At 70.8% G+C, this 13,000-nt stretch carries 14 protein-coding genes; 9 read left to right on the forward strand and 5 right to left on the reverse strand.

What is annotated here, in order from left to right:
* Nucleotides 1-30 precede the first annotated feature (30 nt).
* A complete protein-coding gene (locus tag AW270_RS25890; RefSeq protein ID WP_061298489.1) occupies nucleotides 31-444 on the reverse strand; it encodes a DUF4307 domain-containing protein in 414 nt (137 codons plus the stop codon).
* A gap of 120 nt (nucleotides 445-564) precedes the next feature.
* Between AW270_RS25890 and mca the strand changes: the two genes are divergently transcribed.
* The 3 genes from mca to AW270_RS25900 are packed head-to-tail and all read left to right on the forward strand — an operon-like array spanning nucleotide 565 to nucleotide 1,904.
* Nucleotides 565-1,455 (forward strand): mycothiol conjugate amidase Mca, encoded by an 891-nt coding sequence (mca, locus tag AW270_RS25895; protein ID WP_061298491.1) that lies wholly within the window; start codon nucleotides 565-567, stop codon nucleotides 1,453-1,455.
* A gap of 10 nt (nucleotides 1,456-1,465) precedes the next feature.
* Nucleotides 1,466-1,633 carry a hypothetical protein gene (locus tag AW270_RS39710; RefSeq protein WP_218009350.1) on the forward strand — a complete coding sequence of 56 codons (168 nt, stop codon included), beginning with the start codon at nucleotides 1,466-1,468 and terminating at the stop codon, nucleotides 1,631-1,633.
* Nucleotides 1,626-1,904 (forward strand): GNAT family N-acetyltransferase, encoded by a 279-nt coding sequence (locus AW270_RS25900; protein WP_061298493.1) that lies wholly within the window; start codon nucleotides 1,626-1,628, stop codon nucleotides 1,902-1,904. The genes AW270_RS39710 and AW270_RS25900 overlap by 8 nt, the downstream gene beginning before the upstream one ends.
* On the opposite strand, the gene AW270_RS25905 is transcribed toward AW270_RS25900, so the two are convergent.
* Both AW270_RS25905 and AW270_RS25910 read right to left on the reverse strand, forming a co-directional pair.
* The gene (locus AW270_RS25905) at nucleotides 1,893-3,041 is read right to left on the reverse strand and encodes a hypothetical protein (RefSeq protein ID WP_061298495.1); all 1,149 of its coding nucleotides are present in this window, start codon (nucleotides 3,039-3,041) and stop codon (nucleotides 1,893-1,895) included. The genes AW270_RS25900 and AW270_RS25905 overlap by 12 nt on opposite strands.
* Before the next feature lie 93 nt (nucleotides 3,042-3,134).
* Nucleotides 3,135-3,533, reverse strand: coding sequence for an ATP-binding protein (locus tag AW270_RS25910; protein ID WP_061298497.1), 399 nt, complete (start codon nucleotides 3,531-3,533; stop codon nucleotides 3,135-3,137).
* Nucleotides 3,534-3,692: 159 nt separating this feature from the next.
* Here AW270_RS25910 and AW270_RS25915 point away from each other — a divergent pair, with 159 nt between their 5' ends.
* Genes AW270_RS25915 through AW270_RS25935 form a run of 5 tightly spaced genes read left to right on the forward strand, consistent with a single transcriptional unit; the run spans nucleotide 3,693 to nucleotide 9,130 of the window.
* Nucleotides 3,693-5,228: a SpoIIE family protein phosphatase gene (locus AW270_RS25915; protein WP_157522636.1), complete on the forward strand. Its 1,536-nt coding sequence runs from the start codon at nucleotides 3,693-3,695 to the stop codon at nucleotides 5,226-5,228.
* Complete coding sequence (locus tag AW270_RS25920; RefSeq protein WP_061298501.1) at nucleotides 5,225-6,259, forward strand: cobalamin B12-binding domain-containing protein; 1,035 nt, start codon at nucleotides 5,225-5,227, stop codon at nucleotides 6,257-6,259. Before AW270_RS25915 ends, AW270_RS25920 begins: the two co-directional genes overlap by 4 nt.
* Nucleotides 6,259-6,591 (forward strand): STAS domain-containing protein, encoded by a 333-nt coding sequence (locus AW270_RS25925; RefSeq protein ID WP_061298503.1) that lies wholly within the window; start codon nucleotides 6,259-6,261, stop codon nucleotides 6,589-6,591. Before AW270_RS25920 ends, AW270_RS25925 begins: the two co-directional genes overlap by 1 nt.
* 9 nt (nucleotides 6,592-6,600) lie before the next feature.
* Complete coding sequence (locus AW270_RS25930) at nucleotides 6,601-7,125, forward strand: GNAT family N-acetyltransferase (RefSeq protein ID WP_063819339.1); 525 nt, start codon at nucleotides 6,601-6,603, stop codon at nucleotides 7,123-7,125.
* 52 nt (nucleotides 7,126-7,177) lie between these two features.
* A complete protein-coding gene (locus tag AW270_RS25935; RefSeq protein ID WP_061298506.1) occupies nucleotides 7,178-9,130 on the forward strand; it encodes a thioredoxin domain-containing protein in 1,953 nt (650 codons plus the stop codon).
* Here AW270_RS25935 and AW270_RS25940 read toward each other — a convergent pair.
* Both AW270_RS25940 and AW270_RS25945 read right to left on the reverse strand, forming a co-directional pair.
* Nucleotides 9,127-11,271: a transglycosylase domain-containing protein gene (locus AW270_RS25940; RefSeq protein WP_245674853.1), complete on the reverse strand. Its 2,145-nt coding sequence runs from the start codon at nucleotides 11,269-11,271 to the stop codon at nucleotides 9,127-9,129. The two genes, AW270_RS25935 and AW270_RS25940, sit on opposite strands and share 4 nt — an antisense overlap.
* A 62-nt stretch (nucleotides 11,272-11,333) precedes the next feature.
* Nucleotides 11,334-11,801, reverse strand: a complete 468-nt coding sequence (locus tag AW270_RS25945; protein ID WP_061298508.1) for an Lrp/AsnC family transcriptional regulator — start codon at nucleotides 11,799-11,801, stop codon at nucleotides 11,334-11,336.
* A 96-nt stretch (nucleotides 11,802-11,897) separates the two neighbouring features.
* On the opposite strand from AW270_RS25945, the gene hppD reads away from it, so the two are divergent.
* Nucleotides 11,898-12,992, forward strand: a complete 1,095-nt coding sequence (gene hppD, locus AW270_RS25950) for a 4-hydroxyphenylpyruvate dioxygenase (protein WP_061298510.1) — start codon at nucleotides 11,898-11,900, stop codon at nucleotides 12,990-12,992.
* Nucleotides 12,993-13,000 lie beyond the last annotated feature (8 nt).

Below are 13,000 nucleotides of genomic sequence, written 5' to 3' on the forward strand. Positions count from 1 at the left end.
GCCTTCGAACGCTTCCCCAAAGATTCCAGTCTATACGAGTGAGCAGCCCTGTACGTCTACGCTTGTGGCTTGCGCGCTGATCCTCACCTGTTCGGTGAGGGTGACGTCACCATCACCCGGCGGGATGGTGATCTCCCGGGTCCCGACCTCGACGTGGTGGACGTCGACGGCCCGGAGACGGCACGTCGCCGCGCGATCGTCGGGCTTGTGGACCATGAAGGTGATCTCGGCGGTGCCGGGGCGGCTGGTGTCGAAGGTTACGACGTCGGCCCGGACCTCCGGGTTACCCCGCGCCGACAGGATCACGTAACCCCAGCCGCCGGCCACGACCGCGACGACGAGCGCCATGACCACGTACACGACGAACCGGCCGCGCCCCATGGGGGGTCTGGGCGGGAACTCGTCGGGGGTGCCCAGGATGGGGCGCGGAGCTGGTGCCGACATGAAAGGAATCTCCTCGCGAGGTCCCGGCGTTGTCCGAGACAATTCTCGTCAACGCTATTGGATGCAACCCGCGGGTCGGCCGTGGCCCACACCGGGAATCCGCCCCAACTAAGGAGAACCGTGACGAACGCGCTGAGGCTGATGGCCGTGCACGCGCACCCTGACGACGAGTCGAGCAAGGGTGCCGCGACGATGGCCCGCTACGCCGCCGAGGGCGTCGAGGTCCTCGTCGTGACCTGCACGGGCGGCGAACGCGGTTCGATCCTGAACCCCAAGATGGACCGCCCCGACATCCTCGAGAACATGGGCGAGGTCCGCCGCCTGGAGATGGAGCGCGCGAGGGAGATCCTCGGCGTCGACCAGCGGTTCCTCGGTTTCGTCGACTCCGGCCTGCCGGAGGACGAGAACGAGCCCCTCCCCGAGGGCTGCTTCGCCCTGCAGCCCCTGGAGGTCGCCTCGGCCCCCCTGGTGGCGGCCGTGCGCGAGTTCCGTCCCCACGTGATCCTCACCTACGACGACGACGGCGGCTACCCGCACCCCGACCACATCAAGACCAACCGGGTGTCGGTGGAGGCCTTCGAGGCGGCCGGCGACCCCGACCGCTACCCGGGCACCGGCGAGCCCTGGCAGCCGCTCAAGATGTACTTCCACGGCGGCTTCACCAAGGCGCGCTTCGAGGCGCTCCACGAGGCGATGAACAGCCGCGGCCTGGGCTCCCCCTACGCCGACTGGATCGCCCGCTGGGAGGACCGCCCGCAGAAGTGGGAGACCACCACCCGGATCCCCTGCGGCGACTGGTTCGAGACCCGCGACCGCGCCCTGATGGCCCACGCCACCCAGGTCGACCCCGACGGTTTCTGGTTCGCCTGCCCGCGCGAGATCCAGCAGGAGATCTGGCCGACCGAGGACTACCACCTGGCCCGTTCACTGGTCGACGTGACCCTGCCGGAGGACGACCTGTTCGCCGGCATCCAGGTCCCCGCCGGGACCGGCGCCACCCCCTGCTCGTAGACTGCATACCGTGATGTCGATCGCCACTCCCGCCACCGACCCGACGGCCATCGGGCCCGGCCTGCTGGGCTTCCTCGTCGTCGCCGCCATCGGTGTGGCCCTGTTCTTCCTGATCAAGTCGATGAACCGGCAGATCGCGAAGATCGAGGTGCCCCACGAGGGGTCCAAAAGTGACTGACGTCGCCGACAACGCCGAGGCCGAGCGCTTCGAGATCAGCGTCGACGGCGCCGTCGCGGGCTTCGTCAAATACCGGCTGCCGCGGCCCGGCCGGATCGTGTTCGTGCACACCGAGATCGATCCGGCCCACGAGGGCAAGGGCCTCGGCTCCAAGCTCGCCCGCGCGGTGCTCGACTCGGCCCGCGAGCGGGGCCTTGAGGTGGTGCCGATGTGCCCGTTCATCAAGGGCTACATCGACCGCCACCCCGAATATGCCGACCTAGTCGCCTGACCAGGCTCGTTCCAGCGCCTTGGGCAGCCCCCACCAGCCGAGCGGGGTGAGCACCTCGGCCTTGTCGACGATCCCGAGATGGGCCCACAGCGGGGTGACCGAGGTGAACAGCATCTCGGTCGCCTCCAGCTCCTCGGGGTCGTCGGGCTCGCTCACCAGGTCTTCCGAGTCGGCGATGAACCGGGCGATCCGCTCGGGCGAGGCCAGCACCCCGGGGCCGTAGCGGGTCAGCGCGACGATCGCGGCCAGCCAGTCGGCGTGGTGGATCGCGCACAGCGACGCCAGCACCGAGTCCTCGTGGCTGAGCTCGCCGTCGAGGTCGAAGAACCGGGCGGCGTCCTCCTCGTCGGGCAGGTCGGAGATGGGCGCGGCGATGCCCGCCGCCACCTGGAGCCAGAGGTCCTCGTCGGTGTCGGGCAGCAGGTGCTCGTCGAGGCCGGCGCAGGCCCGCAGCACGTTGCCGGGGAATCCGGGCGCCACCAGGGAGCGCCGCAGCCGTTCGGCCGCCGCCTTGAGGTCGGCCGCCGGGAAGGGCGGCTCGGGCAGGTCGTCGAGGGCCCTTCTGAGCTCCTGGAGGGCGTAGGCCTCCTCCTCGTCCCAGGCGGCGTAGAGCTCGGCGTCCTGCTCCTCGCTCACCGAGACGCCCGGCACCCGCCCGTCGGGCAGTCCCGCGGTCAGCCAGCGCTCCTGCAGTTCCTCGTACGCCTGCCGCGAGGTCACGTCTCCCTGGGCGAGCGCGTCGGGATCGATCACACCCGCCGCGACGAGGTCTTCGAGGTGGGCCACGAGGCGGCCGTACATCTCGGTGGCCACCGGGCCGCGCTCGCTCTCGTCGGGCCAGACGAAGTAGCTGCGGGTCAGCAGGATCGGCTCGGTGCCGGTCGACTCCAGCCAGCGCTGCACGTCGCCGACCGTGGCCACCCCCGACTCGATGCGGGTCAGGGTCGACTTGGCCGACTCCCAGAACACCGGCGTCAGCGGGTTGCCGGCCGCCATCAGTTCACGTTTGAGGTCGGGCAGCGACACCAGCGCCTGCCCCGACTGGACGGCCAGCAGCGCTCGGGCGACGTCGCGCCGGGTCAGCTCACGGGCGGCCCGGCCCGCGTGGCGAGCCGCGAAGTCCAGATCGACGCTCACGCGGTCTCCTCCGTCGGCAGGTGCTTCCGACTTCTGTGCCTGACGGCTCGCTCGCTCACGTGTCGTGAGCCTACGCCCGCCGGTGTGACGCGGCTAGCGGGGTGCTTGGGCAAGGACCATTCGCAATCGGATGCGGGACCTGCCCACCATCTGGGAGATGCTGAACTCGTCGCAGAGCTGGCCCATCAGCCACAGGCCGAAGCCCCGCGGCGTGCTCGACGAAGGGCGGCTGCGGTGGATGTCCTGCGGCTGGAGGGTGCCCGCCGAGTCGGTGACCTCGACGGTCACGCCCTCATGGTCGTACCAGATCTCCACGACGCCCTCACCTCCACCGTGTTCGAGCACGTTGATCACGGCTTCGTTGACCGCCGTGACCAGGTCGCCCCGGCGGTGGCCGCGCAGGCCCGCCTCGGTCGCCAGCGCGGTCACCCGGCCGCGCAGGCTCACCAGGTCGGTGGTGATCGCCCACCGGAGATGCTGGTCGGTGTTCACTCCGTCCCCCTGTACTAGCTCGTCGCACGCTAACTACCCGCCACCCGCGGGTCAATTCGCAACCCGCATGATTGCCATCATTCCGGGCAATGTGACTTCACGCGTCGAGGCTGACCCGGCCCGGTAAAGTTGGCTGATCCTCGCGTGAAAGGGCCGGTGATGGAGTCGGTAACGCATGCGCCCTCGACAGAGGTGCTGCGGGCGATCGTGGAAGCGGCCGCCGACGGAGTCGTGCTGTGCGACGCCGACGGCGCGGTCGTGCTGGTCAACCATGCCGCCACGGAGATGGTTCCGGGCGACGTGACCGCCGTCCTCGATCGGAGCCGCGAACCCGGGGAGACCTATCAGACGGCGGTCGGCGACCGTCTGCTGCGGGTCCGCCGGGAGATCTTCGGCATCGTCCACCAGGCCTGGTACCTGCGTGACGTCACGGCCGAGGCGGCCCGCGCCGACGCGCTGCGGGCCGAGCGTGAGCGCACCCAGTTCCTCGTCGAGGCGGGGCGGCGGCTGTCGGCCTCGCTCAACACCCGCCGGTGCGCCCGCGCCACCGCCGAGCTTGCGGCCGGTCTGCTGGCCGACGTGGCGATGGTCGTGCTGCCGCCGGGAGGCATGCGCCGCACCTCCTGGCTCCGGTCCTCCGAGGCCGGGCTGGAGGAGGGCGAGATCCCGGTCGCCTCCGCCGACCAGGTGCCCGGTCTGGCCGAGGCGCTGGCCGGCTTCCCGCCGGTGCCCAGCCGCTGGCTGGACCCGTCGCAGGCGCCCGACTGGCTGCTGCCCGACGGCTTCGGCCCGGTCGGCCACCTGCTGGTGACCCCGCTGCCGGGCAACGGCGTGCCCGCAGGTGCGCTCGTGCTGGCCCGCCGCGAGGGCGGCAAGGGCTACGACGACGAGACCGAGACGCTGGTCCGGGTGTTCGCCGCCCGTGCGGGCGCCGCCATCTCGGCCGCGGTGCTCTACCAGCAGCAGAGCACGACCAATGCGATCCTCGCGGGCGACCTGCTGCCGCCGCCGCTGCCCGTCGTCGACGGGCTGGAGCTGGCCGGCTCGCTGCGGGCCGCCCAGCAGACCGCCCTGATCGGCGGCGACTTCTACGACGTGCTGCCCACCTCCGAGGGCCCCCTGGTGACCCTCGGCGACGTGTGCGGCAAGGGCCCGCGCGCGGCCGTGCTGGCCGGTCAGGTGCGCCACAGCCTGCGCGCCCTGCTGCTGCTCGAACGCGACCCCGAGAAGCTCATGCGCCTGATCAACCGGGCGCTGCTGGGCTCACCGACGCCCAGTTCCCACGTGACGCTGGTGCTGGCGGCGATCCGGCCCGCCGACGGCGTGATCGACCTCGCCGTCGCCGGCCACCCGGCCCCGCTGCTGCTGCGGGCCGACGGCACGGTGGAGGAGGTCGACGCGCGCGGCTCCCTGCTCGGCGCGATCAAGTCGGGCATGATCGTGCTGCGTACCGCCACGATCGAGCTCGCCCCCGGCGACCTGCTGCTCCTCTACAGCGACGGCATCACCGAGGCCTTCGGCGGCACCACCGGCCGCGAGATGTACGGCGCGAGCCGGCTCAAGACCGCCCTCGCCACCTGCGCCGGCCTGCCCGCCGGCGCGGTGGTCGAGCGCCTGGAGCAGCTCAACAGCGACTGGCTGGCGGGAGGGGTCTTCGACGACCGCGCCCTGCTGGCGATCCGGCGGTCACGATGAGCGTGACGAGCCCGGTGAAGGTGGCCGGCGCGGTCGACGACTACCTGGAGAGGGTCGGCGCGGCCGACGAGTTCGGCGCCATCGACCTGGTCCTGGGCCTGCTCGGCGACGGGGTGCCGCCCGAGTCCCTGCTCCTCGACGTGATCGCCCCGGCCCAGCGCCGGGTCGGTGAGCTGTGGGCGGCCGGCGACTGGTCGGTCGCCCGCGAACACGGCGCCACCGCGATCAGCGAGCGCGCCGTGGCCGCCATCACCACCAGCGTCCGCCCCCGCCCGACCAAGAGCCGTATCACCGTGGCCTGCGCCGACGGGGAATACCACGCGCTGCCGACCCGCCTGCTGGCCGAGGTCCTGCGGCTGCGCGGCTGGCAGGTCGACTTCCTCGGCGCGAACGTGCCCGGCCCTCACCTCATCACCCATCTCCACCAGACCGGCCCCGACGCGGTCGCGATCGGCTGCGCGCTGGCCACCCGCCTGCCGCGCGCCCACGCGACCCTGACGGCCTGCCAGGCCGTCGGCATCCCGGTCCTGGCGGGCGGCGCGGGCTTCGGCGCCGACGGCCGCTTCGCCGTCAAGCTCGGCGCCGACGGCTGGGCCCCCACGGCCGACGCCGCCGCCGACCTGCTCGAGGAAGGCCGGCTCCCCTCGTTCCCCACCCCCGGCGAGACCCTGGCCCACCTGGCCGACGAGGAGTACACCCTGTTCGTCAAGCGCCGGGGCGAGATCCTGGCCCGGGTGATGACCGAGCTCCCCCGGCGCTACCCCCGGATGCTCGACTACACGCAGGCCCAGGTCGACCACACCGCCGACGACCTCGGCCACATCGCCGACTTCCTGGCCGCCGCCCTCTACATCGACGACACGAGACTCTTCACCGACTTCGTCCAGTGGACCTGCGACCTCCTGCGCGCCCGCGGCGTGCCCGCGAGGTCGGTGGCGCTGGCCCTGCGCCTCCTCCACGACGAACTGCACGATTTCCCGCGCGCCCGCCACTTGCTGGCGGAGGGCACGCTCGCCGCAGATGGAGCCTGATGGACACCGCGCCTTTTCTGATCGAGCTCGAGAGCCCGGACCCAGGGGTCACCCGGCTGACCCTCTCCGGCGACTTCGACTACACGACGTCGGGTGACCTGGCGGCCCTGACGCCCACATTCATGAACAGCGGCCTGCGGGTCCTGGAGATCGACCTGTCGGGGGTCACCTTCATCGACTCGTCCGGCCTGGCGACCTTGATCCACCTCTATCACGCGGCCGAGGAACACCCCGCCGAGATGCGATTCGTGGGGATGACTCCCTATATCGCCCATCTCTTCGAGGTAACCGCTCTCGACCTGGTCTTCAATCTGCCGACATCGGCTACGTAGCATCGCTGGATGGATCTGGAAATACGGCCGGCGGGGCTGACCATGGCGGCCGACCTGGCCGCCGTCTACCAGGAGAACCGCGACTTCCTGCGGCCCTACGAACCGGTCCGCACCGACGACTTCTTCACCGTCGGCGGCCAGCGCGACAACATCCGCATGATGGTGACGGCCATGCGCGCCGGCGACCGCTGGCCCGCCCTGATCTACCTGGGCGACCGCCCGTGCGGCTTCATCACGCTCAACACCATCCTCCGAGGCGCCCTCCAGTCGGCCCGGGTCGGTTACTGGGTGGCGGAGAAGGAGGGCGGGCGCGGGGTCGCGACGGCGGCGCTGGGGGTCGTCCTGGACATCGCGTTCTGCGAGCTGGAGTTACACCGGGTCGAGGCGTCGGTGCGGGTCGACAATCCCCGGTCGAAACGGGTCCTGGAGAAGAACGGCTTCACCACGATCGGCGTCGCCCGCCGGCACGTCTTCCTCGACGGGGCCTGGCGGGACGAATATCTGATGGAGCGCCACGCGCCCCCCATGAGGTGACCGCCCCGCGGCCGATCTTCCCCAGTCGGACGGCTCACCTAGGCTGGGCCGTATGAACCGGCTGGCCGGGGCCACGAGTCCCTACCTGTTGCAGCACGCCGACAATCCCGTCGACTGGTTCGAGTGGGGTGAGGAGGCCTTCGCCGAGGCGCGGCGGCGGGACGTGCCCCTGCTGATCTCCGTCGGCTACTCCGCCTGCCACTGGTGTCACGTCATGGCCCACGAGTCCTTCGAGGACAAGGGCACCGCCGCGATCATGAACGCCCGTTTCGTCAACATCAAGGTCGACCGCGAGGAGCGGCCCGACGTCGACGCCGTCTACATGGGCGCCACGCAGGCCATGACCGGGCAGGGCGGGTGGCCGATGACCGTCTTCGCCACGCCCGACGGCCATCCCTTCTACGCCGGCACCTACTTCCCCCGCCAGAACTTCCAGCGGCTGCTGATGGGCGTCCACGAGGCGTGGACCAACGACCGTGACGCCGTGCTCGACCAGGGCGGCAAGGTCGTGGAGGCCCTCAACGAGCGGGCCGCGCTGCCGTCGGGGCCGCTGCCGACCCGGGAGACCCTGGAGGCGGCGGTCAACAGCCTTCAGGAGACCTTCGACGAGGGGCGGGGCGGGTTCGGCGGCGCGCCGAAGTTCCCGCCGTCGATGGTGCTGGAGTTCCTGCTGCGCGTACGCACCCCGCAGGCCCTCACCATGGCCGACCGGACCCTGGAGGCGATGGCCAGGGGCGGCCTCTACGACCAGCTGGCCGGCGGGTTCGCCCGCTACAGCGTCGACGACGCCTGGATCGTGCCCCACTTCGAGAAGATGCTCTACGACAACGCCCTGCTGCTGCGCGTCTACGCCCACTGGTGGCGCGACACCGGCTCGCCGCTGGCCAGGCGCGTGGCTCTGGAGACGGCCGGGTGGATGATCGCCGAGCTCCGCACGCCCGAGGGCGGCTTCGCCTCGGCGCTCGACGCCGACAGCGAGGGCGAGGAGGGCCGCTTCTACGTCTGGACGCCCGACCAGCTCCAGGAGGTCCTCGGCCAGGCCGACGCCGCGTGGGCGGCGGAGCTGTTCGAGGTCACCGGCACGTTCGAACACGGCACCTCGGTGCTGCAGCTCCTCGACGACCCCGACGACCAGGAGCGCCACGCCTCGGTCCGGGCCCGCCTGCGGACCGCGCGGGAGCTGCGGGTCAGGCCCGGCCGCGACGACAAGGTGGTCGCGGCGTGGAACGGGCTGGCGATCGCCGCCCTGGCCGAGACGGGCGCGCTGCTCGACCGGCCGGAGCTGGTCGAGGCGGCGACGAAGGCCGCGGAGCTCCTCGACGCCGTCCACATCAGGGACGGACGCCTCCTGCGCACCTCCCGCGACGGCCGCGCGGGGGCCAACGCCGGGGTGCTCGAAGACTACGCCGACGTCGCCGAGGGGTTCCTGACCCTCTACGGCATCACCGGCGACCAGCGCTGGTACGACCGGGCGGGAGCCCTCCTCGACACCCTGCTCGACCGGTTCCCCGACGGCGAGGGCGGCTTCTTCGACACCGCCGACGACGGCGAACGCCTCTTCCAGCGCCCGCAGGACCCGACCGACAACGCAACCCCGTCAGGCCAGTTCGCGGCGGCCGGGGCCCTGCTGTCCTACGCCGCCCTCTCGGGCTCGGCGAGACACCGCGAGGCGGCCGAAGGGGCGCTGGGGCCGGTCTCCACGCTGGCCGACCGCTACGCCCGCTTCGCCGGCTGGGGGCTGGCCGTCGCCACGGCGGCTCTCGCGGGACCCGTCGAGGTCGCCATCACGGGCGCGCCCTCCGACGACCGGACCAGGGCGCTCCACCGCGCCGCCCTGCTGTCGGGCGCGCCGGGCATGGTCATCGCGCTGGGCGAGGGGGACGTCCCGCTCATGACGGGCCGCACGCTCGTCGACGGCGAACCGGCGGCGTACGTCTGCCGTGGCTTCGCCTGCCGGCTGCCGGTCACCACCCCGGCCGACCTGCGGGCCCAGCTGGCCGGTTAGCGCGTGCCGACCGGCACGTCGGGCGGGCCGCCGTCGGTCGGCAGGTCGGGCGGCTGCTGGTCGGGCTGGTCGTCGCCCGGCGGCTCGTCGCCGGGGCCGCCGCCCTCGGACGGCGGCGGGGTCGCCTCAGGACCGCCGCCGCCGTCGTCGCTGGGCGGCGGCGAGTTCCCGTCGTCGCCCGGCGAGGTCGGGCTCGGGTCGGGGCTGGGGTCGCCGGACTCGTAGGAGCGCTCGTCGTCGTCGGTCGGGCGGTAGTAGTCGTTGTCCCAGCGGTAGTAGGTCACCGGGTCGGGGAACTCCTTGACCGGCTTGCCCTCCATGGCGGCCGTCATGAACGCCTTCCAGATCTGCGCCGGGAGGGTTCCGCCGTAGAGCTCGCCGTAGCCGGGGATCGTCACCGGCAGGTTGTCGTCGCGGAACATGTCGACCGCGACCGAGAGCTGCGGCACGTAGCCGTTGAACCAGACGGCGGCCGAGGCGTCGGTCGTGCCGGTCTTGCCGGCGACCGGGCGGTCGTAGAGGCGGGCGCCGGTGCCGGTGCCGGCGGTGACGACCTGCTCCATGGCGAAGGTGGCGTCGGCGGCGGTGTCCTCGGTGAACACGCGGCGGCCGGTGGTGTCGGTCTTGCGGGTCTTGCCGGACGCGTCGGTGACCGACCTGATCACGTGGGGGTCGTGGTGGACGCCACCGGACGCGAACGTGGCGTAGGCCCCGGCCTGCTGGACGGCGCTCACCGACGCCACCCCCAGCGGGAAGGTGGCCGCCTTGCGGTGCTGGGCGAGCTGGGCGGCGGGGATCCCGGCGGCTTCGGCGGCGGCGGCGATCTTGTCGAGGCCGATCTGCTGGCCGAGGTCGACGAAGGCGGTGTTGACCGAATATTGGGTGGCCTGCACCAGGTTGACCGACCCGTAGGAGGAACCGCCGGAGTTGGGGATGCTGGCCCCGTTCACGTACATCGGCGAGTTGCCGTAGTAGCGGTCGGTCAGCGGTTTGCCGTCCTGGAGCGCGGCGGCCAGGGCGTAGGCCTTGAACGTCGACCCGGCCTGGACCTTGGCGTCGAAGGCGCTGTTCCACTCGCTCTGGGCGTAGTCGCGGCCGCCGTAGAAGGCGACCACCTCGCCGTTGTCGGGGTCGACGGCGGCCAGGCCGGCGCGGACCTTCTTCGGCGTGCCCTCGGGCAGCACGTCGGAGACGGCGGCCGAGGCGGCGGCCATCAGCTTCTTGTCGAAGGTCGTGGTGACCTTGAGGCCGTCTTGGAAGATGTTCTCGTCGGTATAGCCCATGCGGTTGAGCTCGTTGACCACCTGGGCGAGCATGTAGCCGTTCTGGCCCGACAGCGACAGCGGCTTCTTCTGCTTCTTCAGCTCGGGGAAGGTCATCTGGGCGGCCTCCCCGGCGGTGACCGCGTCGATCTTGACCATGCCGTCGACGACCGACTTCCAGCGGGCCTGGGCGGCGGTCAGCATCGCGCCGGTCGGGTTGGCGAAGTTGGACGGCTGCTGGATCACCGCCGCCAGGTAGGCGCCCTGGGCGGGGGTCAGCTTGCCGACGTCCACCCGGAAATAGGCCTGGGCGGCGGCCTGGATGCCGTGGGCGCCCCGGCCGAAGTAGATGGTGTTCAGGTACTGCTCGAGGACCCAGTCCTTGGACTTGGAGCGATCCACCTTCAGGGAGATCATGATCTCCTTGAGCTTGCGGCCGATGGACCGTTCCTGGCTCAGGCCGCTGTAGTAGTTGCGGACGAGCTGCTGGGTGATCGTCGAGCCGCCCTGGATCTGGTTGCCCGTGAGGGTCGACCACATGGCCCTGGCCGTGCCGGACAGAGAGACGCCCTGGTCCTGGTAGAAGGTGCGGTTCTCGGCGGCGATGACGGCCTCTCTGACCGCCTTCGGCACCTCCGAGAGCGGGACGGCCTTGCGGTCGACGCCCCGGTTGGCCAGGACGGTCTTGCCGTCGCGGTAGTAGATCACCGAACCCTGCGCGGTGGCCGACTCCTGGGTCGTGTCGGGGATGGGGGTCAGCACCCAGATCACCGCGAATCCACCGATCACGGCCATGGCGGCGACGCCGACGCCGATGAGGGCGATGCGCAGGAACCTCCGTCGCGGCCACAAACCCGCGAACTTCCTGCCGATCCCCACGCGCACCCCCCGGCCGACGATGAACCATCACCGTAAACGATACGTCGCGATGCTCCGCACACTTAGCGTTGTGCCGCCCTGACCAGCGGAAGTGTGCGGTAAGGGACAGGTGTGTCCAGAGCGATCACCGATTCGGTGCGCATGACCCCGTGGAGATCGACGATCAGGTCGATGACCCGCTGGAGGTCGGCGTTGCTCCGGGCGACGATACGGCACAGCATGTCGCCGCTGCCGGTGATCGTGTGGACTTCCAGCACCTCGGGGATGCGGCCGAGCCGGTCGGCGAGCGGTTCGTGGCCGGACATCTGGCGGATCTGGAGGGTCACGAAGGCGGTGACGTCGTAGCCGAGGGCGGCCGGGTCGATCTCGGGGCCGAAGCCGATGATCACACCCCGCGCGACCAGCCGGTCGAGCCGCGCCTGGACGGTGCCCCGGGCGACGTTGAGCCGGCGGCTGCACTCGAGCACCCCGATTCTGGGCTCCTCGTTCAGCAGTGCCACAAGCCTGATGTCAAGCTGGTCAACGCTCACAACTTTTCTCTTCCCGGCCTGCCATCCGGTAGACACATTGTCCACTGTTTTCGGACACAGTTGCACAGGTTGGACACTTAACCACAGAGTGGGCCCATGAGCGATGACGTGTTCCCTGTCCACGGCATGGACGCGGTCGTGTTCGCGGTAGGCAACGCGAAGCAGGCCGCCCACTACTACTCGACGGCTTACGGGATGACCCTGATCGCGTACAAGGGTCCGGAGACCGGCAGCCGCGACGAGGTCGCCTATGTGCTCAAGTCGGGTGGCGCCCGGTTCGAGTTGCGGGGCGCGATCCGTCCCGGCACCGATCTTGCCCGCCATGTGGCCGCGCACAGCGACGGGGTGATCGACCTGGCCCTGGACGTGCCCGACGTGGAGGCCGCCTACCGGCACGCGCTGGAGCAGGGCGCGACCGGCATCGCCGAGCCCTACGTGGTCGAGGACGACCACGGCAAGGTCGTGATGGCCGCCATCGCCACCTATGGCGAGACCCGCCACACCCTGGTCGACCGGTCCAACTACACCGGCGTCTACCTGCCCGGATACGTCGAGGCCAAGCCCATTGTGGAGCCCGGCAAGCGGATGTTCCAGGCGGTGGACCACTGCGTCGGCAACGTCGAGCGCATGGAGGAGTGGGTCGAGTTCTACGAGCGGGTCATGGGCTTCACCCGGATGGCCGAGTTCATCGGCGACGACATCGCGACCGAGTACTCGGCGCTGATGTCCAAGGTCGTGGCCGACGGCAGCCGCAAGGTGAAGTTCCCGCTGAACGAGCCGGCGGCCGGGAAGAAGAAGTCGCAGATCGACGAGTACCTGGAGTTCTACGGCGGTCCCGGCGTGCAGCACATCGCGCTGGCGACCAACGACATCCTCGACACCGTCGACCGGATGCGCGCGGCCGGGGTGGAGTTCCTGGACACGCCCGACTCCTACTACGACGACCCCGCGCTGCGTGAGCGCATCGGCAACGTGCGCGTCCCGGTCGAGGAGCTGAAGAAGCGGCGCATCCTGGTCGACCGCGACGAGGACGGCTATCTGCTGCAGATCTTCACCAAGACCGTGCAGGACCGTCCGACGGTGTTCTTCGAGTTCATCGAGCGGCACGGCTCGCTCGGCTTCGGCAAGGGCAACTTCAAGGCCCTGTTCGAGGCGATCGAGCGCGAGCAGGAGCTCCGCGGCAACCTGTAGATCTTTAC

Source organism: Herbidospora cretacea, assembly GCF_001570605.1.
Classification (GTDB): Bacteria; Actinomycetota; Actinomycetes; order Streptosporangiales; family Streptosporangiaceae; genus Herbidospora; species Herbidospora cretacea.

Bases quoted from the DNA above. Each gene is read 5' to 3' on its own strand.
- AW270_RS25890 (WP_061298489.1), bottom strand. From the start codon at position 444: ATGTCGGCACCAGCTCCGCGCCCCATCCTGGGCACCCCCGACGAGTTC.
- AW270_RS25915 (WP_157522636.1), top strand. From the start codon at position 3,693: ATGGAGTCGGTAACGCATGCGCCCTCGACAGAGGTGCTGCGGGCGATC.
- AW270_RS25920 (WP_061298501.1), top strand. From the start codon at position 5,225: ATGAGCGTGACGAGCCCGGTGAAGGTGGCCGGCGCGGTCGACGACTAC.
- AW270_RS25925 (WP_061298503.1), top strand. From the start codon at position 6,259: ATGGACACCGCGCCTTTTCTGATCGAGCTCGAGAGCCCGGACCCAGGG.
- AW270_RS25930 (WP_063819339.1), top strand. From the start codon at position 6,601: ATGGATCTGGAAATACGGCCGGCGGGGCTGACCATGGCGGCCGACCTG.
- AW270_RS25935 (WP_061298506.1), top strand. From the start codon at position 7,178: ATGAACCGGCTGGCCGGGGCCACGAGTCCCTACCTGTTGCAGCACGCC.
- hppD (WP_061298510.1), top strand. From the start codon at position 11,898: ATGAGCGATGACGTGTTCCCTGTCCACGGCATGGACGCGGTCGTGTTC.